Annotated in this window: 25 protein-coding genes; 10 read left to right on the top strand and 15 right to left on the bottom strand. The window is 71.0% G+C overall.

The annotated features are described in order from the left end of the window. Nucleotides 1-157 precede the first annotated feature (157 nt). From CLV43_RS21970 to CLV43_RS48535, 5 genes are read right to left on the bottom strand one after another with little or no spacing between them, the layout of a single operon-like run. Nucleotides 158-1,309 (bottom strand): enolase C-terminal domain-like protein, encoded by a 1,152-nt coding sequence (locus tag CLV43_RS21970; RefSeq protein ID WP_106189114.1) that lies wholly within the window; start codon nt 1,307-1,309, stop codon nt 158-160. Further along, nucleotides 1,306-2,595, bottom strand: coding sequence for an ABC transporter substrate-binding protein (locus CLV43_RS21965; protein ID WP_245886795.1), 1,290 nt, complete (start codon nt 2,593-2,595; stop codon nt 1,306-1,308). The genes CLV43_RS21970 and CLV43_RS21965 overlap by 4 nt, the downstream gene beginning before the upstream one ends. Nucleotides 2,596-2,612: 17 nt before the next feature. Further along, entirely contained in the window at nt 2,613-3,497 is an 885-nt protein-coding gene (locus CLV43_RS21960; RefSeq protein ID WP_106189112.1) for a carbohydrate ABC transporter permease, read from the bottom strand. Beyond that, entirely contained in the window at nt 3,494-4,411 is a 918-nt protein-coding gene (locus CLV43_RS21955; RefSeq protein WP_106189111.1) for a carbohydrate ABC transporter permease, read from the bottom strand. The genes CLV43_RS21960 and CLV43_RS21955 overlap by 4 nt, the downstream gene beginning before the upstream one ends. Next, nucleotides 4,408-6,639 carry a pectinesterase family protein gene (locus CLV43_RS48535; RefSeq protein ID WP_211304469.1) on the bottom strand — a complete coding sequence of 744 codons (2,232 nt, stop codon included), beginning with the start codon at nt 6,637-6,639 and terminating at the stop codon, nt 4,408-4,410. The genes CLV43_RS21955 and CLV43_RS48535 overlap by 4 nt, the downstream gene beginning before the upstream one ends. A gap of 376 nt (nt 6,640-7,015) precedes the next feature. On the opposite strand from CLV43_RS48535, the gene CLV43_RS21945 reads away from it, so the two are divergent. Both CLV43_RS21945 and CLV43_RS21940 read left to right on the top strand, forming a co-directional pair. After that, nucleotides 7,016-8,011: a LacI family DNA-binding transcriptional regulator gene (locus CLV43_RS21945; RefSeq protein WP_342749802.1), complete on the top strand. Its 996-nt coding sequence runs from the start codon at nt 7,016-7,018 to the stop codon at nt 8,009-8,011. A 180-nt stretch (nt 8,012-8,191) separates the two neighbouring features. Continuing rightward, entirely contained in the window at nt 8,192-10,729 is a 2,538-nt protein-coding gene (locus CLV43_RS21940; protein ID WP_106189109.1) for an ABC transporter substrate-binding protein, read from the top strand. Between the two features lie 3 nt (nt 10,730-10,732). On the opposite strand, the gene CLV43_RS21935 is transcribed toward CLV43_RS21940, so the two are convergent. Then, nucleotides 10,733-11,188, bottom strand: coding sequence for a nuclear transport factor 2 family protein (locus tag CLV43_RS21935; RefSeq protein WP_106189108.1), 456 nt, complete (start codon nt 11,186-11,188; stop codon nt 10,733-10,735). 86 nt (nt 11,189-11,274) lie between these two features. Here CLV43_RS21935 and CLV43_RS21930 point away from each other — a divergent pair, with 86 nt between their 5' ends. Next, a complete protein-coding gene (locus tag CLV43_RS21930) occupies nt 11,275-11,832 on the top strand; it encodes a TetR/AcrR family transcriptional regulator (protein WP_106189107.1) in 558 nt (185 codons plus the stop codon). 9 nt (nt 11,833-11,841) lie between these two features. On the opposite strand, the gene CLV43_RS21925 is transcribed toward CLV43_RS21930, so the two are convergent. The 3 genes from CLV43_RS21925 to CLV43_RS21915 form a co-directional block, all read right to left on the bottom strand. Then, nucleotides 11,842-12,276, bottom strand: coding sequence for a response regulator (locus CLV43_RS21925; RefSeq protein ID WP_245886793.1), 435 nt, complete (start codon nt 12,274-12,276; stop codon nt 11,842-11,844). Nucleotides 12,277-12,387: 111 nt separating this feature from the next. Next, nucleotides 12,388-12,738 (bottom strand): STAS domain-containing protein, encoded by a 351-nt coding sequence (locus tag CLV43_RS21920; protein ID WP_106189105.1) that lies wholly within the window; start codon nt 12,736-12,738, stop codon nt 12,388-12,390. A gap of 103 nt (nt 12,739-12,841) precedes the next feature. Then, a complete protein-coding gene (locus CLV43_RS21915; protein ID WP_170155961.1) occupies nt 12,842-13,186 on the bottom strand; it encodes an STAS domain-containing protein in 345 nt (114 codons plus the stop codon). Between the two features lie 297 nt (nt 13,187-13,483). Between CLV43_RS21915 and CLV43_RS21910 the strand changes: the two genes are divergently transcribed. Next, complete coding sequence (locus CLV43_RS21910) at nt 13,484-13,888, top strand: ATP-binding protein (RefSeq protein ID WP_106189103.1); 405 nt, start codon at nt 13,484-13,486, stop codon at nt 13,886-13,888. A 6-nt stretch (nt 13,889-13,894) separates the two neighbouring features. Here CLV43_RS21910 and CLV43_RS21905 read toward each other — a convergent pair whose 3' ends face one another. Continuing rightward, complete coding sequence (locus tag CLV43_RS21905) at nt 13,895-14,734, bottom strand: lysozyme (protein ID WP_170155960.1); 840 nt, start codon at nt 14,732-14,734, stop codon at nt 13,895-13,897. Between the two features lie 157 nt (nt 14,735-14,891). Further along, nucleotides 14,892-15,266 (bottom strand): hypothetical protein, encoded by a 375-nt coding sequence (locus CLV43_RS21900; protein ID WP_106189102.1) that lies wholly within the window; start codon nt 15,264-15,266, stop codon nt 14,892-14,894. 260 nt (nt 15,267-15,526) lie between these two features. Here CLV43_RS21900 and CLV43_RS21895 point away from each other — a divergent pair, with 260 nt between their 5' ends. Continuing rightward, entirely contained in the window at nt 15,527-16,795 is a 1,269-nt protein-coding gene (locus tag CLV43_RS21895) for a hemolysin family protein (protein WP_106189101.1), read from the top strand. A 90-nt stretch (nt 16,796-16,885) separates the two neighbouring features. Continuing rightward, nucleotides 16,886-17,293, top strand: a complete 408-nt coding sequence (locus CLV43_RS21890; protein ID WP_106189100.1) for an ATP-binding protein — start codon at nt 16,886-16,888, stop codon at nt 17,291-17,293. Between the two features lie 432 nt (nt 17,294-17,725). Here the strand turns inward: CLV43_RS21890 and CLV43_RS21885 are convergent, their stop codons facing one another. Continuing rightward, nucleotides 17,726-19,168 (bottom strand): alpha/beta hydrolase, encoded by a 1,443-nt coding sequence (locus CLV43_RS21885; RefSeq protein ID WP_245886791.1) that lies wholly within the window; start codon nt 19,166-19,168, stop codon nt 17,726-17,728. A 210-nt stretch (nt 19,169-19,378) separates the two neighbouring features. On the opposite strand from CLV43_RS21885, the gene CLV43_RS21880 reads away from it, so the two are divergent. Beyond that, entirely contained in the window at nt 19,379-19,768 is a 390-nt protein-coding gene (locus tag CLV43_RS21880) for an STAS domain-containing protein (RefSeq protein ID WP_170155959.1), read from the top strand. Nucleotide 19,769: 1 nt separating this feature from the next. On the opposite strand, the gene CLV43_RS21875 is transcribed toward CLV43_RS21880, so the two are convergent. Next, a complete protein-coding gene (locus CLV43_RS21875; RefSeq protein WP_106189098.1) occupies nt 19,770-20,162 on the bottom strand; it encodes a GNAT family N-acetyltransferase in 393 nt (130 codons plus the stop codon). A 173-nt stretch (nt 20,163-20,335) separates the two neighbouring features. Here CLV43_RS21875 and CLV43_RS21870 point away from each other — a divergent pair, with 173 nt between their 5' ends. From CLV43_RS21870 to CLV43_RS21860, 3 genes are all read left to right on the top strand, one after another. Further along, nucleotides 20,336-20,602 carry a GlsB/YeaQ/YmgE family stress response membrane protein gene (locus CLV43_RS21870; protein WP_106189097.1) on the top strand — a complete coding sequence of 89 codons (267 nt, stop codon included), beginning with the start codon at nt 20,336-20,338 and terminating at the stop codon, nt 20,600-20,602. 93 nt (nt 20,603-20,695) lie between these two features. Then, a complete protein-coding gene (locus tag CLV43_RS21865; protein WP_245886849.1) occupies nt 20,696-21,850 on the top strand; it encodes an AI-2E family transporter in 1,155 nt (384 codons plus the stop codon). A gap of 391 nt (nt 21,851-22,241) precedes the next feature. Next, the gene (locus CLV43_RS21860; RefSeq protein ID WP_106189342.1) at nt 22,242-22,829 is read left to right on the top strand and encodes an RlpA-like double-psi beta-barrel domain-containing protein; all 588 of its coding nucleotides are present in this window, start codon (nt 22,242-22,244) and stop codon (nt 22,827-22,829) included. A 54-nt stretch (nt 22,830-22,883) separates the two neighbouring features. Here the strand turns inward: CLV43_RS21860 and CLV43_RS21855 are convergent, their stop codons facing one another. Both CLV43_RS21855 and CLV43_RS21850 read right to left on the bottom strand, forming a co-directional pair. Continuing rightward, nucleotides 22,884-24,341: an aldehyde dehydrogenase family protein gene (locus tag CLV43_RS21855; RefSeq protein ID WP_106189096.1), complete on the bottom strand. Its 1,458-nt coding sequence runs from the start codon at nt 24,339-24,341 to the stop codon at nt 22,884-22,886. Then, complete coding sequence (locus tag CLV43_RS21850) at nt 24,338-25,984, bottom strand: thiamine pyrophosphate-binding protein (RefSeq protein WP_106189095.1); 1,647 nt, start codon at nt 25,982-25,984, stop codon at nt 24,338-24,340. Before CLV43_RS21850 ends, CLV43_RS21855 begins: the two co-directional genes overlap by 4 nt. Nucleotides 25,985-26,136 lie beyond the last annotated feature (152 nt).

The raw sequence follows: 26,136 nt of genomic DNA, 5'->3' as shown, positions 1-26,136 counted from the left end.
CGGAATGGGGTAAAACTCATATGCGAACTCGTTCGACACCATTCGATTCGCATTCGTCGAATTCGATTGGCGTAATAGCGAGCCCGTTCCGCCGAATGGTGCGGTGAATGCGAAGTGCCCCCGTCCGGTGGGACGGGGGCACTTCGCGGGGGAGCGGTCACCACTTCTCGACGGTGTGCTCCGCGACGTGGTCGAGGTTCCAGTCGTCACCCAGCCCGTGCAGGGTGGGCAGGGGGACGGTGCCGTCGGGGTCCAGCGCGTCGACGATCGAGTTCAGGTGCGGTGGCACCCGGTCGAAGTCGACGAGCGGGTGCAGGAGACCCCTTTCGTACCAACGGCTCGCCTCGGAGGCGCCGAGCACGGCGAGGCTGGCCGAGCCGTTGCCGTGCACCTCGCAGTCCACGCCGAACGACTCGGCCAGGTGCAGCACCTTGAGCACCGGTGTGATGCCGCCGCAGCCGTTGACCCCCGCGCGCAGGATGTCGCAGGCCCCGCTGCCGACCCACTCGGCGCGGGTCATGTGCTTGCCCCACGCCACCTCCGGGCCGATCACCGGGATGGCGAGCTGGTCGGCCAGCCAGCGGTAGGAGCTCGTCGAGGCCTCCTCCATCGGCTCCTCGTACCAGGAGAAACCCAGCTCCTCCACGGCCTTGCCGAGCGCGAGCGCCTCGGTGCGGCGGTACCAGTGGTTCGCGTCGAGCATCAGCTCCACGTCGGGGCCGACGGCCTCGCGCACCGCCGTGCACGCCCGCACGTCCATCCGCACGCTCGGCGCACCCGGCACCGGCGGCATCCAGGTGTGCAGCTTGATCGCCCGGTAGCCGAGCCCGACCAGCTGCCGGGCGAACGCCGCGTAGTCCTCCGGCGTCGCCAGGCCGCCGGGCGTCTGGTCGCCGCACATCGTGCTGGCGTAGGCGGGGACCCGGTCGCGCGAGCCGCCGAGCACCTTCCACAGCGGCTGCCCCGCCTTGCGCCCCACCAGGTCCCAGAGCACCTGGTCCACGTACCCGAGCGCCCGGTCGGTGAACCCGCCGTGCGAGCCGCGCTGCCCGTGCGCCATCTCGCGCCACAGCCGTTCGCGGTCCCACGGGTCCTGGCCGAGCAGGACCGGCCGCACGTGCTTGTCCAGCACGCTCGGGCGCAGCTGGTCCGGCGCGATCTGGCAGCGCCCGGTCAGGCCCTCGTCGTCGGTGATCTCCAGCAGCGCCTCGCGCACCTCGTGCGGTTCGCTGGGGTGGCGGTGCCCCGCCACGTCCACCGAGGTGTGCGCGGTGGTGGTGAAGACCCGGACCCCGACCGAGGTGATCACTTCCGCTCCTCCCACTCCTGCTGGGCGGTGGTGAGCTTGTCGGCGAGCCCGGTCAGGAACTCCTGCGGGGACAGCTGGCCCAGCAGCACCTTCTGGTAGGCGGGCTCGCTGTCGGTCTTGGTGATCGACGAGTACTCCGGCAGGTACACCGGGGCGGGCACGATCCTGGTCGCCTTGTCCTCCAGCACACCAAGCGCCATCTTCACGGGTTGGTTCTTCTCGATCCACGCCTCCGAGCGCACGTCGGTGTTGGCCGGGATCTGGCCGACCTTCTCGTTCCAGTAGCTGTTGCTCTCCCGCGACACCAGGAACTCGGCGAACTTCCAGGCCGCGTCGGGGTTCTTGCTGTTCTTGAAGACGGCGAACCCGTCGGTCGGGTTGGGCACGACGGTCTTCCTGCCCGACGGCCCGACCGGCAGCGTGATCGCGCCGACCTCGTCGGTGCCCAGTGCCTTGGTGACGTCGGAATAGGAGCCGAGGTTGTGGTGCATCATCGCGACCGAGCCGCCGGTGAACTGGGCCACCATCTGCGTGTAGTTGTTGTTCACGTCGGCCTCGGGTGTCGCCTTCTTGTACAGCGCGGCGACCTTGCCGATCAGCTCGGCGTTGGCCGGGTCCTTGACGGTGCTCGTGGTGCCGTCGAAGAACTTCTCCACACCCGAGTACGCGTAGGCCTCGGTGAGCAGCTGGAACACCGAGCCCGCACCGCCGCGGATCGTGTAGCCGTAGCGGTTCCGGCCGACGTCGGTCAGCTTGGTGGCCCGGTCGACCAGCTCGTCCCACGTCGTCGGCGGGGTCAGCCCGGCCTGCTCGAACCAGTCCTTGCGGTACCAGATCACGTCCAGGTTCCCCGACGACGGCAGCGAGTACAGCTTGTTGTCCGGCGCGGTCTGGCGGACGGTCTCGACCAGGTTCGGCAGCAGCTTCCCCTTGAGCGGGCCGGAGTCCACCCGCTCGTCGAGCGGTTCGAGCGCGTCCTGGCCGATCATGTTGGCCAGGTAGGACGTGGTCACGCCGCCGACGTCCGGGGTCGACCCGCCCGCGATCGCGGTGTCGTACTTCTGCTGCACCGACGCGCTCGGCACACCGACGTACTCGACCTTGATGGTCGGGTTCGCCGCCTCGAACCGCTTGATCAGCTCCTCGTAGATCGGCGTGCGGCCGGGGCCGCCGTTGTTGTCCCAGAACGTGATCGTGGCGTTGCCGCCGCCGCCGCCCGCGTCCGAACAGCCGGTCAGCACCAGACCCAGGGACAGGGCGACCGCCAACGCGCCGCGGATCCTCATGGTTCTCCTCCGTGTACTCATCCCTTGACCGCACCAGCGCTCAAGCCCTGCACCAGGAACCTCTGGACGACGGCGAACACGAGCACGACCGGCACGGCGGCGACCACGCCACCGGCGGCCAGCGCGCCGAAGTCGGTGTTGAACTCGCCGAGGGCGTAGCTGAGCCCGACCGGCAGGGTGAACTTGTCCTGCCTGCTCGCGAACATCAGCGCGAACAGGAAGTTGTTCCACGCCCCGATGAACGCGAACGAGCCGACGGCAACCAGCGCGGGCCGCAGCTGCGGCAGCGTGATCGCGAAGAACGCCCGCAGCCGCGTGCAGCCGTCGACCATCGCGGCCTCTTCCAGCTCCACCGGGACGTTGCGCACGAACCCGCTCATCAGGATCAGCGCCAGCGGCAGCTGGAACGCCGTGTCCGCGACGACCAGGCCGGTGAGGCTGTTGAGCAGCCCGGCGCCCTTGAAGATCACGAACAGCGGGATCAGCATCATGGCGCCGGGGATGAACTGCGTGCACAGCAGGGCGAGCAGGAAGACCCGCTGGCCGCGGAACCGGAAGCGCGCCAACGCGTACCCGCCCGCGAGCGCCAGGACGCTGACCACGCCGAGCGTGCCGACGCCGATCAGCAGGCTGTTGCGGAAGAACAGCCCGAAGCCCAGGTCGTTCCACACCGTGTCGAAGTGCTCGAACGTGATCGGCCACGGCACCAGCGCCGTGGACCCGGTGGGGCGGAAGGCGAAGACGAGCATCCAGTAGAACGGCACCAGCGTGAACAGCAGGTACAGCCCCAGCGGCAGGTACAGCCGCCAGCCGCGGCCGGGGTCCTCCCGGCGCTTGCGGCGCGGGGGAGCGGCGCGGTCCGGGGGCTCGGCGACGGTCTCGCGGACCAGCGTCTCGGTCATGCTCGACTCCCGAACTTGGACAGCCGCAGGTAGAGGATCGAGGAGAACAGCAGGATCACGAAGCCCGCGACGGTCAGCGCCGACCCGTAGCCGAAGTCGTGCGAGTCGACGGCCTTGCGCGCCACGTAGAGCGGCAGCGTCGTGGTCTGGTTGGCGGGTCCGCCGCCGGTCAGCGTGTAGATCAGGTCGACGTTGTTGAACTCCCACACCGCGCGCAGCAGCGTGGAGAGCACGATCGCGTCGCGCAGGTGGGGGAGCGTGACGCTGAGGAACCGCCGCCACCGGCCCGCGCCGTCCACCGACGCCGCCTCGTAGAGGTCCTTCGGGATCGTCTGGAGGTCGGCGAGCAGCAGGATGGCGAAGAACGGGACCCCGCGCCACAGCTCGGCGACGACGGTGGCCGGGAACACCGTGGCCGGGTCGCCGAGCACCGACGTGCCGTGGTCGCCGACGCCGAGGTTCGCCAGCTCCTGGAAGATCCCCGTGGACGGGTTGTAGAGCAGGATCCAGATGCCGGTGGTGAGCACCCCGGACACCGCCCACGGCGAGAACACCAGCGACCTGGCGAGACCGCGGCCGACGAACGTCTCGTTGATGATCAGCGCGAGCGCGAGGCCGAGCAGCAGTTGCAGCCCGACCTGGGCCACGACCCACTTCGTGCTGAACAGCAGGCTCTGCCAGAACAGCGGGTCGTCGGACAGCATCCTGCGGAAGTTGTCCAGCCCGGCGAAGCCGTTCTTCCACGGCTGCGTCACGTTGTACCGCTGGAGGCTGTAGTACAGGACGCTGCCGATGGGGTAGAGCAGGAACGCCGCCAGCACCGCGACCGTCGGCGCGATCAGCGCGTACGGCGCCCACTGCCGCCTGCGCCGCCGCGGTGCCGCGACCGCGGGTCTGCTGTCGAGTGCGGTCATGCGGGGTTCCAGCCGTCGCCGCCCGCGAGGTAGGCCCGCACGGTGTACTTCGCCGCGTCGGCGGCCGAGAGCTGCGGTCGGTCCGTCCCGGTGCCCGAGCCCGCGCCGGTGTTGTGGTACTCGGCGAACCTGGCGTCCTTCCAGGAGAAGCCGGACATGTCCGTCCACGGCGTCGACTTGACCGCGGCGGGCAGCACGGTCTCCCGGAAGACGACCTGCGCGATCGAGTCGGGGTCGTTGCCAGGGTGCCAGGGCCTGCCGAGGTAGTAGGTGGCGGCCTTGGCGGAGCTGACGACCGTGCTGTTGACGACCAGGAACCCGAAGGGGTTGTCGCGCTTGGTGCTCGCGGCGGTGAGGTAGCCGTTGGGGTTGCCGCCGCGGTCCAGCGCCGTGATGGTCGCGTGGTCGAACACCGCCGTGGCGCGGCCGAACATGAAGTCCACGTCCCCGCTGATCGAGCAGTTCCGGTAGTACTGGCGGGCGCGCGTGGCGGCCGAGGGGCTGTCCGCGTAGAGCGTGTCCTGGTGGCTCAGGAAGGTGACCCGGTCGAACAGCATCCGGTCGCCGGTGGCCTTCATCGCCACCGCCTGCGTGGCGGTGATCTCCGGGTGCGCCGCCCGGTCGAAGGAGTTGCGGAACGTCAGGTCGCGGGCGGTGAAGTCGTCGGCCGCGATGGTCGCCGTCGCGCTGCCGGTCGTGCCGTAGGTGGTGCCGTCGGGCTTCTTCGTGCCGGAGGCGTTGTCGAAGTCGATGACCACGTCCGACGCCTTCCCGGTGGCACCGCGCAGGACCAGCCCGGTCTTGCTCGCGGGAACGGTGACGACCTCGTGGTAGACGCCCCTCTGCAACGTGACCGTGCCACCCGCGGGCGCCGCGTCGATCGCGGACTGCACGGTGGCGTACTCGCCGACGCCCTCCACCCTGATCCGCTTCGGCGCCGCCTGGGCACCCGCCTTCAGCCGGGCGATCCGCCACGCGGGCTCCAGGCCCCGGTTCAACGTCGGCGTCCAGCCCACGTCGTCGCCGAGCACCTTGGTCGGGTTGGCCGCGTTGAACGCCGCGAGCAGGCTGGTGGGCCTGCCGTCGACGAGCGTGCCGCGTTCGGTGATCGCGGTGCCGCCCCAGTTGTAGAGGGCCAGCTCGGGCTTCACCCCCTCGCGCAGCCGGAAGTAGTTGTTCTCCGCGTAGATCTTCGAGCTCACGCCGACACCCCAGTTGTAGACGAGGTCCGCGCGCGGCTCGTAGAGGTTGTCGTAGACGTGCACCTGGCCGAAGCGGACCCGCGGCGAGCGCTCCTGCGTGCCGCGGAAGACGTTGTGGTGCACCGAGACGCGCAGCTTGCCGGGGTCGACGGTCGAGCTGTTCGACGAGCCGATCAGCATCGTCTTGTCGTGGTCGGTGAACAGGTTGCGCGACACCGTGACGAGGTCGGAGCCGTTGGTGATGTCGAGCTGCCCGTCGTGCCTCTGGTAGGGCCGGTCGAAGTACACCGGCGCCGCGCTGTCCGGGTTCGGCTGGTCGGTGAACGTGTTCCCCTCGACCCAGACGTGCGTCGCGCCTTGCAGCGACACGGAGTCGTAGAGGGAGTTCCAGTTGCCGGGCGCCTCGCCGGGCGAGTTGTCGTTGGGATCCCACTGCGGGAAGCAGTCGCGGGTGTCGCTGAACGTCAGGTTCCGCACGATCACGTTGTCCACGCCGTGGATCCGCAGGCTGCCACCGGTGATCCCGGCGCCGCGGCCGCGCCCGACGATCGTGGTGTTCGCGGTGACCGGCAGGCCGATCGTGGCGGTCTGCCTCTTCGCCGACGCCGCGCGCGCGTCCTCCAGCGGCCCGGACGGCTCCAGGTCGCGGCCCCACACCGCCGGGTCGTAGGCCGCCAGGTAGCCGTCGAGCGTGTAGCCGTCGGTCGCGTAGTCCGTGCAGGACAACGACTTCCCGGTCGCGTCGGTGTTCGCGTCGACGACGCCCTCGACGTACACGATCTTCGGCGCGGTGTCCGCGAGCGCGGTGTCCGCGAGCGCGGTGACCAGCTCCGCCCGGTTCCGCACGACGTGCACGTGCTCGGCGGTGGCGGCCGAACCGCCCGTGGTGCCTGTGCCACTGGACGCCCAACCGTCGTCCGAGGGCAGGACCTGCCTGCCGGGATCGGGTGCCGAAGCGCCCGCGGTCGGTGCGCCGACCACGACGAGCGCGGTCGACAGCGCGAGCGCGTACCTGGTCAACCGCATGGCTGTGTGCCCTTCGGTGATGGGGTGTTCAGGCTGTCCGTATTCACAAATATGAACGGTGTGCAGACTGGTGAAACGAATATTACGAATGTGTGTGCTTTGCGTCAATGGAATGGTCGCGCCCAGACGATATTCGACATTTCGACCAACAATTCGACGTCATTCGAGTCGAATGCTTTCGAACGGGTTCAGCGGGCTCTTCTCGACATCCGCGGGGCCCGTCGCCCGGCGTCCGTCAGGGTGAAACCGTCTCGGCGGGCCGCTTCGGGTTACCGGTTGGGGCTTACGGACCCGACTGCTGTGGCCGTAGCCTGCGGTAGACCAATCACTGGGTAGCTGACGGTTGCGAGGGGACGACGTGGTCACCATCGCGGAAGTGGCTCGGCACGCCGGCGTCGCGCCGAGCACCGTGTCGTACGTCCTCACGGGCAGGCGCTCGATCTCGGAGGCGACGAAGGTCCGGGTGCGCGAGAGCCTGCGGCTGCTCGGTTACCACGCCACGGTGTCCGCGCGGTCGGCCTACACGGCTCGCAACGACGTGCTGGCGCTGGTCCTGCCGTTGCGCGAGGGCATGAACATGCCGGTGGTGACGAGGTTCCTGCTCGCCGTCGCCAGCGCGGCCAGGCGGGGCGGGCAGGACGTGCTGCTGCTGACCGCCGACGACGGACCGGACAGCCTGCGGCGGGCGGTGGAGAACGCCCGCGTGGACGGCCTGATCGTGATGGACGTGGAGATGCGCGACGAGCGGGTCCCCGTGCTGCGCGAGCTCGACCGGCCGTCCGTGCTGATCGGCGTGCCCGCCGACGCGTCCGGACTGACGTGCGTGGACCTGGACTTCGCCGCGGCGGGTGCGCGCGGAGTAGACCACTTGGCGGATCTGGGGCACCGGTACGTGGGCCTTCTGGGCGCACCGAGGGCGGTCTACCGCCGCGACACGGGGTTCGCGCACCGGGCGATGGCCGGGTTCAGCGCGGCGGCCATGCGGCGCGGCGTGGCGATGACGACCTCGCCGCTGGAGCACGACCGCGGCGCCGTGCAGAGGCTGGTGGCCGACCTGCTGCACGACCACCCGGCGCTCACGGGGCTGGTGGTGCACAACGAGGTCGGGCTGCCGCTGGTGGTGGAGAGCCTGCGCGCGTTGGGGCGCAAGGTCCCGGAGGACATCGCCGTGGTGGCGCTGTGCGCCGACGACTACGCGGAGCTGATGAACCCGCCGCTGACGTCGGTGCACATCCCGGCCGAGGAGCTGGGCAACCACGCCGTGGCGCTGCTGCGGCGCAAGCTGGACGGCCTTCCCACGCCGCCGCTGACGTTGTTGCCGCCGCGGTTGACCGACCGCGCCTCGGCGGATCGGCGCACGCCCGCGCGGTGATCCCGCGTCGCGCCGGTCCACGTTTTCCGTCGATTTCCCGAAGTGGTCCCGAATAGGCGCACAGGTCGTTCCACGGTGTTCGGCTTCCGCCTTTCCGTCACCCGGTCGAAGGATCATCGATCGTGGTCGCGCGACATCTCTACCCTCCGCCGGGTTGGTGATCGACCTCGGAGGTCTGCCGTGCCGGAAGAAATCGACAGTTCCATCGCGCTCACCCGGCGGGCGGTCGAGTCGCGGGAGTCGGACCCGTCGCGCGCCCGCGAGCTGCTCGGCGCCGCGCTGGCGGCGGACAAGGCGTACGAGCCCGCGTGGCGGTGGTTGGCCGAACTGGTGGACGACGACGGCGAGCGGAGGTTCTGCCTCGACCGGGCGTTCGCGCTGGAGGCCGACCCTGCCACCGGTCGGGCGCGCGGGGCGTTGGACGGCGTCGCGCCGGTGCCGCCCGCCGAGGTGGTGGACCTGGTCGACCCGCCGCGGCCCGAGGAGCCCGCGGCCGTCGGCCGGTCCGGCCGCCGGGCCGTGCGGTCGTGGGTCGCGGTCGGCGCGGTGGTGGTCGTCCTGCTCGGCGTGCTGGGCGTGTGGACCGCTTCCGGCAGCCAGCAAGGGGATCCGGTGTACGTGGCGATGGTCGCGGGCATGACCGGACCGGCCGCGACGGCGTCGCGGCACATGGAGAACGCCCTGCGGATGCACCTGGAGACGGTCAACAAGGCCGGTGGGGTGAACGGCCACCCGGTGGAGCTGCTGGTCTACGACGACGCCGACGACGTGGGCAAGGCGACCGGGATCGCGGAGACGATCGTCCGCGAGGACCGGGTGGTCTACGTCGTCGGGCACGGCAGCAGCGACACCGCGCTGGCCGCCGCACCGATCTACCAGCGCGCCGGGATCCCCGCGATCACCCCTTCGGCCACGTCGTCGCGGATCACCGACAGCAGCGACTGGTACTTCCGCAGCATGTTCGGCAACCGCACCCAGTCGGACTTCCTCGCGGTCTACGTCGCCGACGTGCTCGGCGCGAGGTCGGCGACCCTCGTCCACGACACCGACGAGTCGGGCCGGTCGGTCCGGGAGGCCTTCGTGGACTCCTTCGGCAAGCTCGGCTCCGCCTCGGCCACGCTGCCGCTGGGCGACGGCACGTCGGTGGACGAGGTGGTGCGCGCGGTCGACCCGACGGCGCCGATCGTGCTGGCCACCACCGAGGAACGCGGCCTGGCGGTCGTGAAGGGCCTGCGCGCCGCGGGTGTGCAGGCGCCGATCCTCGGCACCGCCACGCTCGGCACCCGGACGTTCCACGACGCGCTGCTGAAGGCCGAGCGCGAGACCGGGCGGGCCGGGCAGCTCACCCGGAACCTTTACGTGGGCACGCCGCTGGCCAACGACTCGCTCTCCGGCCCCGCGCTGGCGTGGGCGGAGGACTACCAGCGCCGGTACGGGGAACAGCCGCTGTGGCAGGCCGCGACGGCCCGCCAGGCCCTCAACGTCGGCCTGCACGCGATGGGCACGCGCGGTCTGGTGTTCACCGAGGACGGTCGCGCCCAGGACCGGCGGCGGGTGCGCGACGGGCTGGCGGCGTTGAAGGACAAGAAGAACTCGTTCCCCGCGCTGCTCGGCCCGCTGTACTTCACCCCCACCGGCTCCGCGCAGATGCCGGTGTCGGTGGTGACGAGCGACGGGACGCGGTTCGTGTCGGCGCCCGTGCAGCTCACGATCTACGAGCCGCCGTCGCCCGACGCGCTGCGCGCCGCGCTGGCCGACGGCAGCGCCATCGCCATCGGCGACCGGTACCTGAGCCGCCGCCAGGTCGTGTCGACCGGCATCAACCTCAACGAGGTCCGCGACCTGGACACCAGGGACGGCACCTACTTCGTCGACTTCTTCCTGTGGCTGCGCTACACCGGCGACCCGGTGGCCGCCGACGTGCAGTTCGTCAACGCCGTCAAACCCGACCTGAAGCTGGGCCAGCCGCTGCGCGACGTCACCGAGGACGGTGCCACCTACCGGCTCTACCGGGTGGGGGAGCGGTTCAAGAGCGGCTTCGAGTTCCGCGGCTTCCCGTTCGACCACCAGAAGCTCGTCGTCATGCTGCAGAACCGGTCCCGCACCGCGGACCAGGTGGTCTACGTGACGGACAAGGAGATCCTCAACGAGGAGCCGTCGCACTACCTGCGCAGCGGGGCCGACGCGGACGCGGGCATCAACCAGATCCCCAACTGGGTGGCCACCTCCGCCCGGTTCTTCCAGCGCACGGTCGGCAGCAGCGACGCGCTCGGCGACAGCGACGGCGCCTCGGGCATCTACTACAGCCAGTACGCGGGCGAGGTGGAGATCGCCCGCGACACGCTGCCGTTCCTGGTCAAGAACCTGCTGCCGCTGGTGCTGCTGATCTGCGTGACCTACCTGTCGCTGTTCTTCTCCGCCTCCGACGGCGGCGCGCCGGTGTCGATGGGCGTGACCGCGATCCTGAGCACGGCGGTGCTGCTCAACAACGTGACCTCGCAGCTGCCGTCGGTCAGCTACACGGTCGCGCTGGAGTGGGGGTACTACGCGTTCATCCTGCTCGCGGCCACGTGCGTGCTGGTCGCCATGCTGCGCAAGCGCTTGGCGGGCACCGGGCACGAGGTCGCCGAACGCAGGCTGAGCAAGGCGGCCCGCGTCGGCTACCCGGTCTACCTGCTGGGCGTGGTGGTCACCTACGTGGTGGCCTTCGGGACCTGACGGTCAGCGCAGCGGGATCGTCGAGTCGCGTTCGGACTCGGGCCGCGGCCCGAAGATGCGCCGCTGCGACTCGGCGATCACCACGTCGTTGATGCTCGCCTCCCGCCTCGTCATCAGCCCGTGGGCGTCGAACTCCCAGTTCTCGTTGCCGTAGCTGCGGTACCAGGTGCCCCCGGCGTCGCGGCACTCGTACTGGAAGCGCACGGCGATGCGGTCGTCGGTGAAGGCCCACAACGACTTCCGCAACGCGTAGTCGAGCTCCCGCCGCCACTTCCGGGTCAGCAGCTCCACGATCTCCGCCCGGCCGCGGACGAAGGTGTCGCGGTTGCGCCACACCGAGTCCTCGCTGTAGGCGAGCGAGACCCGTTCCGGGTCGCGGGTGTTCCAGGCGTCCTCCGCGGCCTGGACCTTCCGCAAGGCGGTCTCGAGGGTGAACGGGGGGAGTGGTGGTCGGTCCACGGGTGCGCCTCCGAGTGAGAACGTGCGTTCTCCGGTACCGTAGAGAACGCACGTTCCCCAGGCAACCCCGACCGGTCGGATCCCGCATGCCCCTCGACGACGACACCGCGCGCACCAGGCTGCTGGACACCGCGGAGGACCTCTTCTACGCCCGCGGCGTCCAGTCCGTCGGCATGGACGAGATCCGCGGCGGCTCCGGCGTGTCCCTCAAGCGGCTCTACGCGCTGTACCCGGCCAAGGAGCAGCTGGTCGAGGCCTACCTCGGGCGGCGCGACCTGCGCTGGCGCGGCTCGCTCGCGGCGTTCGTCGCGGCGGTGGACAACCCGCGCGACCGGGTCCTGGCGGTGTTCGACTGGCTTGGTGACTGGTTCCGCGAGCCCGGCTTCCGCGGGTGCGCGTGGGTCAACGGCTACGGCGAGCTGGGGGCGACCTCCGCCGTCGTGGCGCGACTGGCGCGCGAGCACAAGCGGGCGTTCGCCGGGCAGCTCGCGGAGCTGGTCTCGGCGGCGGGACTGCCCGACGCCTTGGCGCCGCAGCTGTTCCTGCTCGCCGAGGGCGCGATGGTCAGCGCGGCCGTCCTCGACGACCCAGGGCAGGCCGACCACGCCCGCGCGGCCGCCGCGGCACTGGTCGCCGCGAGCTGAGCGGGAGGGTCAGACGAGCTGGGTGGGACTCGGCTTCGCGACCACGGAGATGAAGAAGTCCTCGATCTGCCGGACGGCCCCGACGAACGCGTCGAAGTCCACCGGCTTCACCACGTAGGCGTTGGCGTGCCGGTGGTAGGCGCGCAGGATGTCCTCGTCCGCTGTGGACGTCGTCAGCATGACCACCGGGATGGTCCGCAGGTCCTCATCGGACTTGATCAGGTCCAGCACCTCGTGGCCGTCCATCCTGGGCAGGTCGAGGTCGAGCAGCACCAAACCCGGCCGTTCGGCATCGGCGTACTCGCCCCGCCGGTGCAGGTAGTCCATCGCCTGGATCCCGTCGCGCACCACGTGCAGCCGGTTGGCGACCTTGTAGTACTCGAACGCCTCCACCGTCATCAGCGCGTCACCCGGATCGTCCTCGACCAGGAGCACGTCGATCATCGTTCCGGGGAGCATGGGCACGGCGCGGTCCGTTCGTGGTGGGACAGTGCCGGACCATGGTGCCACGTGCGCGGCTCGGAACCGACCCCGTCCACCTACGAACGTCCTGGGTCAGCGCACCGCGTTCAGCGCGTCCTCGAGCGTCGGGTGCAGCGGCAGGAGCTGGTCCATGGCCGTCGCCTCCAGGGAGCGCCGCACGCTCCGGCTCGCCACCACGTGCACGGGCCTGCCGCCGAGCTGCTTGCCGTACTCCCTGGCGTGGGCGAGGGCGGCGATGCCGGAGGAGGCGAAGAACGTCACCTCGGACATGTCGAGCACGAGCGCCGGAGTGCCCTCGTCGAGCGCTTCGACGACCTGCTCGCGCAGCGCGTCGCTGTTGGACATGTCGATCTCACCGGTCATGCGCAGCACGGTCGGGACATCTCTGGAGGTGGATTTCGTCGAGCCATCGGGCGAGGTCATCAGCCCATGATGGCGGTCCGCGAGCCGTTCGGCCACACTGGAAAAATCATGGCGGTTCGAGGTTTGAGCCGTCTGACCAGCGGGAACCCCGGCCTGTTCGGCGCTAGCGGGTGGCCGCCACCGCTTCGTCGACGCTGCGGTGCAGGGTGAACAGCCGGTCGAGCGCGGCCGACGTGATCGACCGCAGCACGGCCCGCGACGAGACGACCAGGTGCATGGGGGTGCCGTTGGCCGCGCCGAGCTGGTGGTTCGCCACGAGCAGCGACAGGCCGATCGAGGCGAGGAACTCCACGTCGCCGAAGTCGACCACCACCGCGGGCTTCGCCTCGTCGGCGGCAGCGGCGGCGAAGGCGGCGGTGAGGTGCTCGCCCAGCTTGGGCGCGGTGTTCATGTCGATCTCCCCGGCCACCCGCACGACGAGCGCACCGTCGACGTTCTCGGTCAGCACCCGCAAGGGGGTGCTGTGATCGGGGCCAGAGCCGGACCCTGCGTCGTGCACAGAACTACGGGGCATCGCATTCCTCGTCTCGTGGTGCACGACAGCCTAGTGCCGCCGGCCGACCACCGGGGAACCTCGTCCGCGCGTCGCGCACCGGACAGGCTGAGGACGACTTCGCGGGCGTCGATGGCCCACCCCGGTGCCGGTCTCTACAGTCTGACGTGTGACGGGCGACCCGGCCGGGTAGCCGTCACCCACCACCCGCCGTCCTCGAACCGACCGCGGTCGCACCAGCTGAGGAGTCAGGTGAGCGCGCCGACGACGCACCCGTACCACCAGTTCGACCTCGACGACCACGACACACCGCCGCTCTCGGAGGTCCGCGCCTGGATCCGGACGCTGCTGGAGGACCTCGACCCCGACCTCGTCGCCGACACCGAGCTGATCGCCACGGAGCTGGCCGCCAACGCCTACGAGCACGCCCGAGCGCCCCGCCTGCTGCGGCTGGAGCGCCGGAGCGCGCCCGCCGTCGTGCGGCTGGAGGTCGACGACGGCAACCCGGACCTGCTGCCCAAGCCGGGCACGTCGACGCTGGGGGAGTTCCGGGGCCGCGGCCTCGTGCTGATCAAGTCGCTGGGTGCCGCCTGGGGCGTGGACCGGTACCCCGACCGCAAGACCGTGTGGGCCGAGATCCCCGAGTCCGCGGGCTGACCGGCGTCAGCGCCGGGCCCGCACGTCGCCGCCGCTGAGCGCGAGCAGGCGCTCGTAGGTCCCGTTGAACGTGTTCTGGTCGAGCGGCGTGGACGTGTGCTGCCAGATCGTGTGCACCGGCCACGGGTGGGGCAGCTCGCCGACGCTCTCGGAGTACCGCGCCACCCACAGCGGGTTGGTGGCGCTGAAGTCGCCGAGGTTCCCGGTGCACTGGGCCCACCAGTGCGTCGAGGTGTAGATCACCGGTGGACGACCGGTACGGGCGGTGTAGGCGTCGCTGAAGCCGCGGATCCAGGCCACCATCGCCTCGCCCGCCATGCCGTAGCAGACGTCGCCGTACGGGTTGTACTCGATGTCGAGCACACCGGGCAGCGTGCGGCCGTCGGACGACCAGCCGCCGCCGTTGTCCACGAAGTACGCCGCCTGGGTGGCGCCGTCGGACCGGTCGGGCAGCGCGAAGTGGTAGGCGCCGCGCAGCATGCCGACCGCCGCCGCGCCCCGGTACTGGGCCCCGAAGCCGGGGTTGAGGTAGCCGGTGCCCTCGGAGGCCTTGACGTAGGCGAACCGCTTGCCGTCGTTCCAGTGCGCGGTCCAGTCGACCTCGCCCTGGTGGCTGCTCACGTCGATGCCCTCGACCGCGTCCGCCGTCATCGCCCTGGGGGACCGCGGGGTCGCGTCGACGCCCTCGTACCGGGCGATCTGCGACCCGGCGAAGTGGTCGGCCGAGCCCTTCGGCAGCGGGATGTCCGCGTCGGCGGGCGCCCTCGTCGTGGCCAGCAGCGCCACCGTCACGGTGACCGCGGTGACGCGGAACGCCCACCTTGTCGCGCGGGTTCGGGTCGACACGTGTCTCCCTGCTCTGGTCGTGGTTTCCGGACTCCGCCTCTTCCGGTGACGTCGCGGAATTCCGGGAATTCCCGTGAGCGGTATTTCGCCGCCCTATCGTGCTATTCCGTCGGCTATGCGATCGCGCCGCGTCACCGAATGGCGGCGCAATGCCGGGTCATCCCCTGATCGGTGGATGCAGATTCGGCAGGTCCTCGGCCTCCTGCCCGTCGAGCGCCTTCCGGGCGGCGTCCAGTTCCGCGCACGCGGCGTCGAGCCGGTCCTCGTCGGTGCCGAAGTGGCCGAACGCCAGGCGCACGTGGTTGACCGCCGTCGCCACCGGCCCGAGCGGATCGGCGCTGATCAGCGCCGCCAACTGCGCCTGCACGGGTCTCGCCGTGGCCACGAAGGCGCCGAGCGCGCGGTTCACCGCCTCGCCCACGACGGGGCTCGGCCGTCGGCTCGGCTGGTCGTTGAGGCGGAACAGGGGGGCCGATGCCACTTGCACCGCGGTGCGCAACACCGCCACCGGATCGGCGTTGTCGATGCTCATTTCGCGAGCGTAGGGGAGCGCGGGACGGTGCGTGCGCGGAGCGGAGGCCGAAATCGGTAAACAACACGTACCGGTGAATTTTCTCCCATTGCCTTTCGCGTCGGCTATGGCGATCGGACGAATGCGATCCGACCGCCGGGGGCGCCGTGTCGAGACGCCGTGCGGTTTCGTGCCCCCCGGGGTTCGGTCACCCGTGACGAAAGCCGGGGACGCCCTGTTAGCGTGGCCGCTCATCCTCACAGTCGGGAGCACTGTCCACAGTGGACGGATATTGGTTCGACATCACCCTGGTCGCGGTGCTGGTACTGGTGAACGCCCTGTTCGCGGGCAGTGAGATCGCCCTGATCTCGTTGCGGCAGGGGCAGCTCAAGCAGCTGGAGCGCCGTGGCGGCCGGACCGCCACGACCCTGTTGAAGCTGGCCCGCGACCCCAACCGGTTCCTGGCCACCGTCCAGATCGGCATCACCCTCGCCGGTTACCTCGCCTCGGCCACCGCCGCGGTGTCGTTGGCCGCCCCGGTGGCCCCGTTGTTCGGTTTCCTCGGCGGCGCGGCCGACGCCGTCGCGGTCGCCCTGGTCACCGTCGTGCTGGCCTTCTTCAACCTGGTCGTCGGCGAGCTGGCGCCCAAGCGGCTGGCCATGCAGTACGCGCTGCCGTGGTCGCTGTTCGTCGCCCGCCCGCTCAACGCGCTGGCCGTCGCCTCCCGGCCCGCCGTGTGGGTGCTGAGCCGGTCGACCGACGTCATCGTGCGCATGTTCGGAGGCACCACCGAGGCCGCCGAGGAGGAGCTGAGCCCCGAGGAGCTGCGCGACCTCATCGCGGGCCAGCGCGGTCTCAACACCGAGCAGCGCACCATCATCACCGGCGCCCTGGAGATCCACGAGCGCGTCCTGCGCGAGGTCCTGGTCCCCCGCAGAGCCGTCTTCACCCTCCAGAAGGACCTGTCCGTGGTCGACGCCCGCACCGAGCTCGCCGCCTCCGGCCACTCCCGCGCCCCCGTCGTGCACGACGGCCACCTCGACGACGTCCTCGGCATCGCCCACCTGCACGAACTGCTCGGCGACGAGGGCACCGTCGCCGACGTCGCCCGCCCCATCGTCAACTTCCCCGACAGCGTCCGCGTCTCCGACGCCCTCCGCCGCTTCAAGGCCGCCCGCGAGCAGTTCGCCCTCGTCATCGACGAGCACGGCGCCGTCGCCGGCATCGTCACCCTCGAAGACCTGCTCGAGGAGATCGTCGGCGAGATCTACGACGAGACCGACCGCGACATCATCGCCGTCCGCACCGAAACCGACGGCGCCCTCCGCCTCCCCGGCACCTTCCCCGTCCACGACCTCGTCGACCTCGGCGTAGAACTCCCCGACGCCCCTTCCGGCGACTACACCACCATCGCCGGCATGCTCCTCGTCTCCCTGGGCCGCATCCCCGAAACCCCCGGCGACGTGGTCGTCCTGGACAAGTGGCGCATCGAGGTCACCTCCATCGGCCACCACGCCATCACCGGCGTCCTACTACGCCCGAAGACCTAAAGGAAGGAAAGAGGTGTCCCCAAGCCACCCTCCGGGTAACCGACCCCATGCCGGACGGCAGGTCCCCCGGCACGATCGGAGTGGTGCACGATGCGAACTACCCACCGAACCCGGGTCGACCTAGACCTAGACCTGGGCAAACACCCCGCACCACCACTCGCCGAACTACGCCTCCACATCCGCAGAACCCTCGGCACCCTCGGCGCGGACCTCGTCGAAGACGTGGAACTGCTCACCACAGAACTCGTCAGCAACGCCTACGACCACGGCCTGCGCCCCCTTTCAGCCCGCCTCTGGTACCCCTCCCACACCAACTACGTCCGCATCGAGGTAGACGACACCAACACCCACGCCCTCCCCGTCGTAGGCACCTCCAGACTCGGCACCTTCCGCGGCCGCGGCCTCCTCATGGTCGACCGCCTAGCCCACCAATGGGGCACCGCAGTACGCACCTGGGGCAAAACCATCTGGGCCGAAGTCCCCTACGCCCTCGCGTAACCACAGGCACACACGCAACCGGCTCAAAGCGCCCGCCCGGTCCGAAGCGCAGCGAGCACGCCAAGACCCCATTGGGCGAAGCCCGCCAGCGCGCATCCGGCGCGGAGCGCCTGGGGCCTTGTCGGCGCCAGCCGATGCCTTGTCCGCCGCGAAGCGCGGATGCCTTGTCCAATGGCGAAGCCGAGGATGCCCTGTCCGACGCGCAGCGAGGATGCTTGGTCCGGCGCGGAGCGTCGGATGCTGGCGAAGCCAGACTTCCCCTCTGCCCCCGATCCACAGCGCCCTCCTGCCCGATCTTCGTTGTCAAGACAGCTCTATCGTCTTGACAACGAAGATCGGGCATTGAGACAATCGCGCGCCGGGGGCTGGGCTTCGCGCAGGGGTGGGACGGCCGGGGGCCGGCCTTCCCAGGGGGAGGGCAGTGAGCCAGGCTCACCCAGCGAGAGGACCGAACCCCACCAAAGCAGCTCCCTCCACCCCCGCACACCGCACCCCCTCCCCAGGCACCTCCAACCCGATCAAATACCCATCCACCCCTCCCCGCGTGCACTCACTCCGCGGATAAGCCACATGCCCCCACCCGTCGTACGTCAGCAACGCCGTCTTCCCCGGCGCCTGCCGGTGCAGGCTCTCCGCCCACGAGTACGGCGTAGCCGGGTCGAACCGCGAGCTCACCAGCAGCACCTTCGGCCCCCGCCGCACGTCCCACCGATGCGGCGGGTTGGCCGCCTTCCCCGGCGTCCCCGCACAAGCGACCGCCTCGTCGTGCCCCAACCTGCTCCCCCTCATCAGCGGCGCCACCCGCGTCTCCTCCGCGTACAACCTCCGGTACTCCCCGAACCCCTTGATCCGCAACGAGAAGTCCTGGCACACGGTCGCCTGCCGAATCGACCCGTAGTTCGGCTCGAACCACTCCCGAACCCCCGGAGGAGCCGCCAACGCCTCGATCACCGACGCGATCTCCCCCCAAGCGGGCTCGTACAACAACCCGTGCACGTACCCCAGCAGGTTCTCCCGCCCAAACCCCGACGCGTCCGCCCCGCGCAGCGCGTCCTCCCACAGCGCCACCACGTCCCGCCCGTGCAGAACGCACGCCGCGTCGCGGTCGCACCACTTCACGAACTCCCCGAACGACGCCTCCACCGACGCCGCCCGGTCCACCACGAACCGCGTCGTGTCGGCGCTGTGGTCGATCACGCTGTCCAGCACCATCGCCCGCAGGTGTTCGCCGAACAGCTCCGCGTACTGCTCTCCCAGCAGCGTCCCGTACGAGATCCCCGCGAAGCTGATCCGGCGCTCCCGCAGTGCCCGTCGCACGAAGTCCATGTCCCGAGCCGCGTCCGCGGTGTTCGCGTGGTCGAACAACGGCCCGCCTTGGGCCCGGCAGTCCGTTCGCAGCTCCGCGTTGTACCGGAGCAGCGCGTCGAACGCGGCCTGGTCCGCGGGATAGGGCGACGGCGCTTTCGCCAGCACCTCCGGTGAGCACCGGATCACCGAGCTGCCGCCCGTCCCGCGCTGGTCGAACCCGATGACGTCGAACCGCGCCCGCACCTCGGCGCTGAAGTACGACCCCGACTGCGCGAACGCCGCCGCGGACCCGCCGGGCCCACCGGGGTCGCCGAACAGGACGCCGATGCGCCGGGCGGGGTCGGACGCCTTGAGTCGCGAAACCGCCAGGTCGACGGAAGGGCCGTGCGGTTCGGCCCAGTCGAGCGGCACCCGCACGGTCCCGCAGTCCGCCGCGGGTGCGTCCGGGCACGGCGACCAGTCGATCCCCGGCGCGTTCCAGGACACGTCGGCGTCCGCCACCGCGGTCCCCGTGAGCATCGCCGCGCTCGTCAGAACCGCCCCGAGCACGCGCAAGATCGGCCGCACGGTCTCTCCACTCCGTTGTACCGAGATCCGACCAGCGCGATTCTGGCGAGTCGATCATGAACTGCGCAAGGACTCCGGTTGTGGGTTCCCGTCCACTTCCGTATTGTTAACATCGCGAACTACCGATAGCGCTTCGCGAGATTGGTTCGGGTTCAACAGCTAGCTCGGCTGGTCTTCCTCTGCGCAGTGGAGAGGGACCCCACAATGCCCATGCAAGCATCTTCGCCCACAAGCACTTCCCCTGACCTCCAGGGCTCGGCCGCGGTCGTCGCCCTCGTCGGCGAGGTCGACGGCAACACGGCCGTACCGGTCAGGCGCCAGGTGTTCGGCGCGTTCGACGACAACCCCTCGGCAGTGGTGCTGGACCTCACCGGGGTCCTGTTCTTCGGGTCGACCGGCATCGCCGTCGTGCTCGCCGCCGCCCAGCGGGCGCTCCGGCTGGGCGTCCGCTTCGCCGTCGTGGCCGACCAGCGCTGCGTGCTGCGTCCGCTGCGGGTCACGGGCGTGATCGCGCAGGTCGACGTCCACCCGGACGTCGACTCCGCACTGGCCGCCGTCAGCCGCCCCGCGCACCGCATCCCGGCCGCGCGGACCGCCTGACTCACAAGGCGACCAGCCCCGCGTTGGTCGGGCGGAAGCCGCAGCTGTCGAAGTAGAACGACCTCAGGTCGTCGTCGAAGTCGACGTGGAGCCACTCGCACCCGGCGGCGCGGGCGTGCTCCACGGCGAGCCCGACAAGCCCGGTGCCGACGCCCTGGCGTCGGGCCGGGCCCGTGACCAGCGTGTCCAGGAGAAAAGCGTGGGCCGCGCCGTCCCACGCGACGTTGACGAACCCGACGAGATCGGTGCCGGCGCGCGCGCAGACCCAGCCGAGGCTGTGCCCGTTCACCTGCGTCCACCAGTCGTCGTCGAGCACCCGGTGCGCGAACCCCTCGGCGTGCAGGGCGTTCACCTCGTCGTTGCCGAACGCGCCGCGCCACTCGTAAGCGATCATGCCGCAGTCTACGGAGGCACCCGCCCGATCCACAGTGGACGGCGCATACCGGTACCCCGGGAAAACTTCTTCAAACAAAGGTTTGGGGAACGGGCAGGCGGGACATCCCATCTTCGAGCAAGAACAGAGCGGCGGCGGAGACCTCGCTGCCGCCGGACGAAGGAGAGTTTCCTGTGGGTGTCTTGGGTTGGATCGTTCTCGGCCTCATCGCCGGCGCCATCGCGAAGGCGATCATGCCGGGCAAGGACCCCGGTGGCATCATCATCACGATGCTGATCGGCATCGTGGGCGCCATCATCGGAGGCTTCGTCGGCAAGGCTCTGTTCGGCACCGACATCAGCACCTTCTTCAGCCTCAGCACCTGGCTGCTGGCCATTCTCGGCTCGCTCATCCTGCTGGGCATCTACCGGCTGGTGACGGGCAGGCGCGCGCACGCCTAGCCTCAGGACGTGCGCACGCGAACCCCGGCGACCTCCCCCCTGTCGCCGGGGTTCGCCATGTCCGGGGGAGTCCCACCAGAGCGGCGGAAGATCATGGACAGCAGACGAGAACCACAGGACCTAGTGCCGCGCCCGCTGCGGGTCGCGGCCGCCTTGTCGTGGCGGTTCCTCGTCCTGGTGGCCGCGCTCTACGTGGTCGGCACCGTCACCGGCTACCTCGCGGGCATCGTCGTCCCGGTCGCGATCGCGCTGCTGCTGGCGGCGCTCCTGGTCCCCGGCGTCGACGACCTCGCCGGACGCGGCGTGCCGAGGGGCCTGGCCGCCGCGCTGGTCCTCATCGGCGGCCTGGTGATCCTCGGCGGCGTCCTCACGTTCGTCGTCGTCACGTTCGTCAACGGCGTCCCCGGCCTCGTGACGCAGCTCTCGCACAGCGTGGAGACGGCGTCCGACTGGCTCACCAACGGCCCGCTGCACCTGAGCGACACCCAGATCCGCGACGCGTCCGCGAAGTTCGTCGCGACGCTGACGGAGAACCAGTCCGACATCACCTCGGGCGCGTTGACCACCGCCGCGACGGTCGGCGAGATCCTGACCCAGATGCTGCTGGTGCTGTTCACGCTGATCTTCTTCCTCTACGACGGCGCCCGCATCTGGCAGTTCCTCATCCGCGCCGTCCCGACCCGCGTCCGGACCAGGGTCGACGTCGCGGGCAGGCGCGGGCTGGCCGCACTGGTCAGCTACGTCCGCGCCACCGCGGCCGTCGCCGTGGTCGACGCGGTCGGCATCGGCATCGGGCTAGCGGCGCTGGGCGTCCCGCTCGCGATCCCGTTGGCCGCACTGGTGTTCCTCGGCGCGTTCATCCCGATCATCGGTGCGGTGGTGGCGGGCAGCATCGCGATCCTCATCGCGCTCGTCGCGAACGGCGTCGTCGCCGGGCTGGTCGTGGCGGGCATCGTGATCGCCGTGATGCAGCTGGAAAGCCATGTGCTGCAACCACTCCTGCTCGGTCGCGCGGTGAAGCTGCACCCGCTCGCCGTCGTATTGGCCATCGCGGGCGGCCTGCTCACCGGCGGCATCGCCGGCGCCCTGCTCTCCGTGCCGCTGCTGGCCGTCCTGAACTCCGGCATCCGCTCGCTGCTCAGCGAGGCCGACGAGCACGTCGACCCGGCCGACGTGCACGCGAGCGAACCGGAGGAGTCGGCTCCCGACGAACCGGGTCTGGACGTCGAGAAGGGCCCGATGGGCTAGACCGGTCGATCCGGCGGCTCCTCCCGCCGAACTTGCCCGGACGGCATCAGGTGGTCCAAACCTCTTTGAACCCGCCCCGTCACCCGGCCGTAGTCATCGGCAAGGAACGGGACGAGCAAGGAGGCTCCGCATGGCAGGCAACGCCCGGCATCGCAAGCGTGCGGCGATCGGCGTCACCGCCATCGCCGCCGTCACGGGGATCGCGGCGGCGGTGTTCGCGTTCAGCACGACCGGCAGCCAGGCCGCGACCGAGAGCTGCGCGGGCCTCGACTCCGCTCTGCAGAACAACCTCACGTTCATCGCCGGGCAGCAGGCCAGCCCCGACGCCCAGTCGGACGCGCGGATCGCGAACCGGCAGGCCGTCGTCGACCAGATCCAGCAGCGCCGGGCGGTGGCCGGGTGCGGTGGCGAGGTCGTCGCCCAGGAACCCCAGGCCGGGGCCGCGGTGTCGGGCGAGGACTGCGGTGGCCTGGACAAGGCCCTGCAGAACAACCTGAACTTCATCGCCGGGCAGCGGGCGAACCCGGACGCCCAGTCGGAGGGTCGGATCGCCAACCGGCAGGCCGTGGTGGACCTCATCCAGCAGCGCCGTGCCGCCGCCGGGTGCACCGGCCAGCCCGCGGCCGAGCAGCCCGCCGCCGGCCAGCCTGCCGCTGACCAGCCCGCGGCCGAGCCCACCGCGACGGCCGCGCCGACGGCGCCCGCCGAGCAGCCTCCGGGCGGCGCGGTGGGTCAGGTCGTCTGCGCCGGGTCGACCGTGACCCTGTCCGGTGAGGGTGGCGCGCCCGCGGCGTCGAGCAACCAGTTCCCGGTCGGCACCACGCTGAAGGTGACGAACCTGGACAACAACAAGTCCACCACCGTGAAGGTCACCTCGGTGTCGGGCAGTTGCGCCCTGCTGAACAACGCCGCGTTCGAACAGGTCCGCGAGCCGGGGAAGTTCCTGATCCGCCGCGCCACGATCGAACGCGTCGGCTGACCTCCCGTCGAGGACGGTGTGCCTGTGGCTCCTCCGGTTCCCGCACCGGGGGAGTCACGGGCTCCCGACCGTCCACTGCGGACTCGACGCCGACTCCTCCTCCCGCGGTGGCCGCGGGGCGGTGGTGGTGCGCACGGTGAGCCACCGCCACTGGGTGAACTCGTCCCAGCTCCGCCCGGCGCCGTTCCTGCTCCCGCCGCGGCCGAACGGCGTGAAGGCGTTGTCGTGCAACGTCTGGTCGTTGATGTGCACGACACCGGTGGCCAACCTCCCGGCCAGCACCAGGCCGCGGTCCACCGACCCGGTCTGCACCGCCGCGACCAGCCCGTACCCGCCGCGGTTGGCGACCTCGACGGCCTCGTCCTCGTCGGCCACCACGATGACCGGGGCGACCGGGCCGAAGATCTCCTGGGTGAACGCGGGCATGTCCGCGGTGACCCCGGTGAGCACGGTGGGCCGGTAGCACAGGCCGTCGTGCGTGCCACCGGTCCGCAGCCGCGCCCCGGCCGCCGCGGTGTCGCGGACGATCCGGTCCACCCGCTCCAGCCGCGTCGCGTCGATCAGCGGGCCCAGCGCCACGTCGTCGCGCCACGGGTCGCCCACGACCATCTTCTCCGCGTGCCGGGTCAACCGGTCCGCGTACTCGTCGGCGACGTCCCGCAGCACGATGTGCCGCGCGGCCGCCAGGCACGGCCTGCCCCGGTGCAGGAACGAGCCGACGGCACCGGCCGAGCTGGCCAGGTCCAGGTCCGCGTCGTCGAGCACGATGATCGCGTTGGCGCCGCCCAGCTCCAGCGACACCCGCTTGAGGTCGCGCCCGGCCTCCTCGCCGATCCGCCTGCCGACCTCGGTCGACCCGGTGAACGCGATCATCCGCACGTCCGGGTGCCCGGTCAGCGCCCGGCCGACCTCGGCGCCACCGCCCACGATCCGCAGCACGCCGTCGGGTAAGCCTGCCCGGTCGAACAGCGCCGCCAGCACGTGCCCGCCGGACACCTGGGTGTGCGGGTCGGGCTTGAGCACCACCGCGTTGCCGAGGGCGAGCGCGGGCGCCACCGCGCGCATCCCCAGCAGCAGCGGCACGTTCCACGGGCTGATCACGCCGACGACCCCGAGCGGCGCCCGCCGTCCGAGGCTCTGCCTGCCCTCCGGGTCGGTCAGCAGCTCGCCGTGCGGCTGGGTCGGCAGGGCGGAGGCGACCCACAGCTCGTCGAGCACCTCCCCGATCTCGCCCGCCGCCTTGGCGCGCAGGGTTCCCGACTCGCGGACCAGCCACTCGACGACCTCGTCGGTGTGCTCCTCCAGCACCCGCGCCGCCCGGCGCAGCACCGCGGCGCGCTCCGCGGGCGGGGTGGCGGCCCAGGCGGGCTGGGCGGCGGTGGCCTCGGCGATCGAGGCGCGCACGCCCTCGGCGTCGGAGAGGACCACACGGCCGAGCACGTCGCCGGTAGCGGGCTCGACCACGTCGCGGGTGTTCGGCCCGGACGCTGCGGGGGTGACCAGGCGGGTCATTCGGCTGCTCCTCGGGGATGTCCGGTGATGGGCACGTCGACCAGCAGCGGGGCGGTGCGCCGGGCCGACTTCGCGATGACGTCGACCAGGTCGGCGGTGTCGCCCACGCGGACCGCGTCGATGTCGAAGAACCCCGCCGCCCTGGTGAAGTCCAGGGAGCCGAGGTCGAGTCCGGGGTACTGGCCCGCCCGCGCGGCGCGGCCGTCCCAGGAGTCCAGGGTGTCCTTCAGCGTGCGGTACTCGCCGTTGTTCATCACGACGAACGTGACGGGGACGCCGTACCGCGCGGCGCTCCACAGCCCTTGCAGCCCGAACATCGCGCAGCCGTCGCCCAGGACCGCGACCACCGGACGGGTCGGGTCGCCCATCCTGGTCCCGATGGCGGCACCGATGCCGAAGCCGAGCCCGCCGCCGACGGTGTGCACGTACGAGCGCGGCCGCGACTGGCGCAGCACGGTCCGCAGGTGCACGCCGGTCGTGATGGCCTCCTCGACCACCACCGCGTCGGGTGGGAGCCCGGCGGCGACCGCGTGCGCGGCGGCGAGCGGGGCCATCGGCGCGGGCCCGTACGCCGCCAGCGCGGCCCGGTCGACGGCGTCGCACCGCGCCCGCACCTGCCGGCTGACGACGTCGACGCGCGCGGCCACGTCCGTCCGCGCACCCCGCAGCCGGTGCGCCAGTTCGTCCACTGTGGACCGGATGGCGCCGGTGAGACCCAGCTCGACCGCGAAGTTCCGGCCCAGCTCCGCGGGGTCCGGGTCGAGCTGGAGCACCCGCGTGCCGTCCGGGATCGGCGAGCCGGGCGTGTAGTGGTGCGGGGTGAACGCGTGGCAGCCGACGACGAACACCAGGTCGTGACCGGACAGCGCCTCCCTGATCCCGGCGTGCGACGGCGGCAGCCCACCCGCGTGCAGGGGGTGGGTGGTCGGGAAGTCGACGCCGTCGGCCATCGGCTGGTGGAACACCTCGGCCCCCAGCGCTTCGGCCAGCCGCACCAGCTCGGCCACGGCACCGTCGCGGCCGACCCCGTCACCGGCCACGATCACCGGGTCGCGCGCGCCCTTCAGCAGCGCGACGGCCTCGTCCAGCCGGGAGGCGGGGCCCTGCGCCGCGATCACCGAGCGGGCGGGCATCTCGACCTGGACGTCCTCGGCCAGCAGGTCCATCGGGACCGACAGGAACACCGGCCCCGCGGGCGGCTGCACGGCTAGGGCGAACGCGCGGCGCAGCAGCAGCGGCAGGTCGTGCGCGTGCCGCACGTCGAACACCTGCTTCACCGCGGACCGGGCCAGCCCGACGAGGTCGCCGGAGAGCATCGGGTCCTGGACGAGGTGCCTTCGGTCCTGCTGGCCCGCGACCACCACGAGCGGGGTCCGCGACCGGCTCGCGTTCAGCAGACCGATCAGGCCGTTCGCCAGCCCCGCGGCCACGTGCAGGCTGACGAACGCGGGGCGCCCGGTCGCGCGGGCGTACCCGTCGGCCATCGCGACGACCGACCCCTCGTGGACGCCGAGCACGTAGTCGACCCCGTCCGCGTCGACCAGCGCGTCCACCAGCGGGAGCTCGGTGGTGCCGGGATTGCCGAAGACCTTGGTGACGCCCTCGTCGCGCAGCACGTGCAGCAGCGCGTCGGCCGGCCTCACCCCATCGCCTTGCCGGACCGGGAGCAGCCGATCCTGGCAACCGCTTTCCCGTCGTCGAGCCGCGAGCCTTGAGCGCGAGCTGATTCGGCCATGCACTCACGAAACCGTTCCTGGGCCCCGACCGCAAGGACGAGCCTTCGGGCATCGGCGAC

Origin of the sequence: Umezawaea tangerina (genome assembly GCF_003002815.1) — a bacterium.
In the GTDB taxonomy this organism is placed as follows: domain Bacteria; phylum Actinomycetota; class Actinomycetes; order Mycobacteriales; family Pseudonocardiaceae; genus Umezawaea; species Umezawaea tangerina.
The sequence above is the reverse complement of the archived record's forward strand: the minus strand, read 5'-3'. Positions and strand labels throughout refer to the sequence as shown.

Excerpts from the sequence above, each read along its gene's own strand:
- CLV43_RS21875 (WP_106189098.1), bottom strand. The coding sequence starts at position 20,162 with ATGATCGCTTACGAGTGGCGCGGCGCGTTCGGCAACGACGAGGTGAAC.
- CLV43_RS21960 (WP_106189112.1), bottom strand. The coding sequence starts at position 3,497 with ATGACCGAGACGCTGGTCCGCGAGACCGTCGCCGAGCCCCCGGACCGC.
- CLV43_RS21930 (WP_106189107.1), top strand. The coding sequence starts at position 11,275 with ATGCCCCTCGACGACGACACCGCGCGCACCAGGCTGCTGGACACCGCG.
- CLV43_RS21900 (WP_106189102.1), bottom strand. The coding sequence starts at position 15,266 with ATGAGCATCGACAACGCCGATCCGGTGGCGGTGTTGCGCACCGCGGTG.
- CLV43_RS21890 (WP_106189100.1), top strand. The coding sequence starts at position 16,886 with ATGCGAACTACCCACCGAACCCGGGTCGACCTAGACCTAGACCTGGGC.
- CLV43_RS21965 (WP_245886795.1), bottom strand. The coding sequence starts at position 2,595 with ATGAGGATCCGCGGCGCGTTGGCGGTCGCCCTGTCCCTGGGTCTGGTG.
- CLV43_RS21955 (WP_106189111.1), bottom strand. The coding sequence starts at position 4,411 with ATGACCGCACTCGACAGCAGACCCGCGGTCGCGGCACCGCGGCGGCGC.
- CLV43_RS21865 (WP_245886849.1), top strand. The coding sequence starts at position 20,696 with ATGGACAGCAGACGAGAACCACAGGACCTAGTGCCGCGCCCGCTGCGG.
- CLV43_RS21925 (WP_245886793.1), bottom strand. The coding sequence starts at position 12,276 with ATGATCGACGTGCTCCTGGTCGAGGACGATCCGGGTGACGCGCTGATG.
- CLV43_RS21880 (WP_170155959.1), top strand. The coding sequence starts at position 19,379 with ATGCAAGCATCTTCGCCCACAAGCACTTCCCCTGACCTCCAGGGCTCG.
- CLV43_RS21920 (WP_106189105.1), bottom strand. The coding sequence starts at position 12,738 with ATGACCTCGCCCGATGGCTCGACGAAATCCACCTCCAGAGATGTCCCG.
- CLV43_RS48535 (WP_211304469.1), bottom strand. The coding sequence starts at position 6,639 with ATGCGGTTGACCAGGTACGCGCTCGCGCTGTCGACCGCGCTCGTCGTG.
- CLV43_RS21855 (WP_106189096.1), bottom strand. The coding sequence starts at position 24,341 with ATGACCCGCCTGGTCACCCCCGCAGCGTCCGGGCCGAACACCCGCGAC.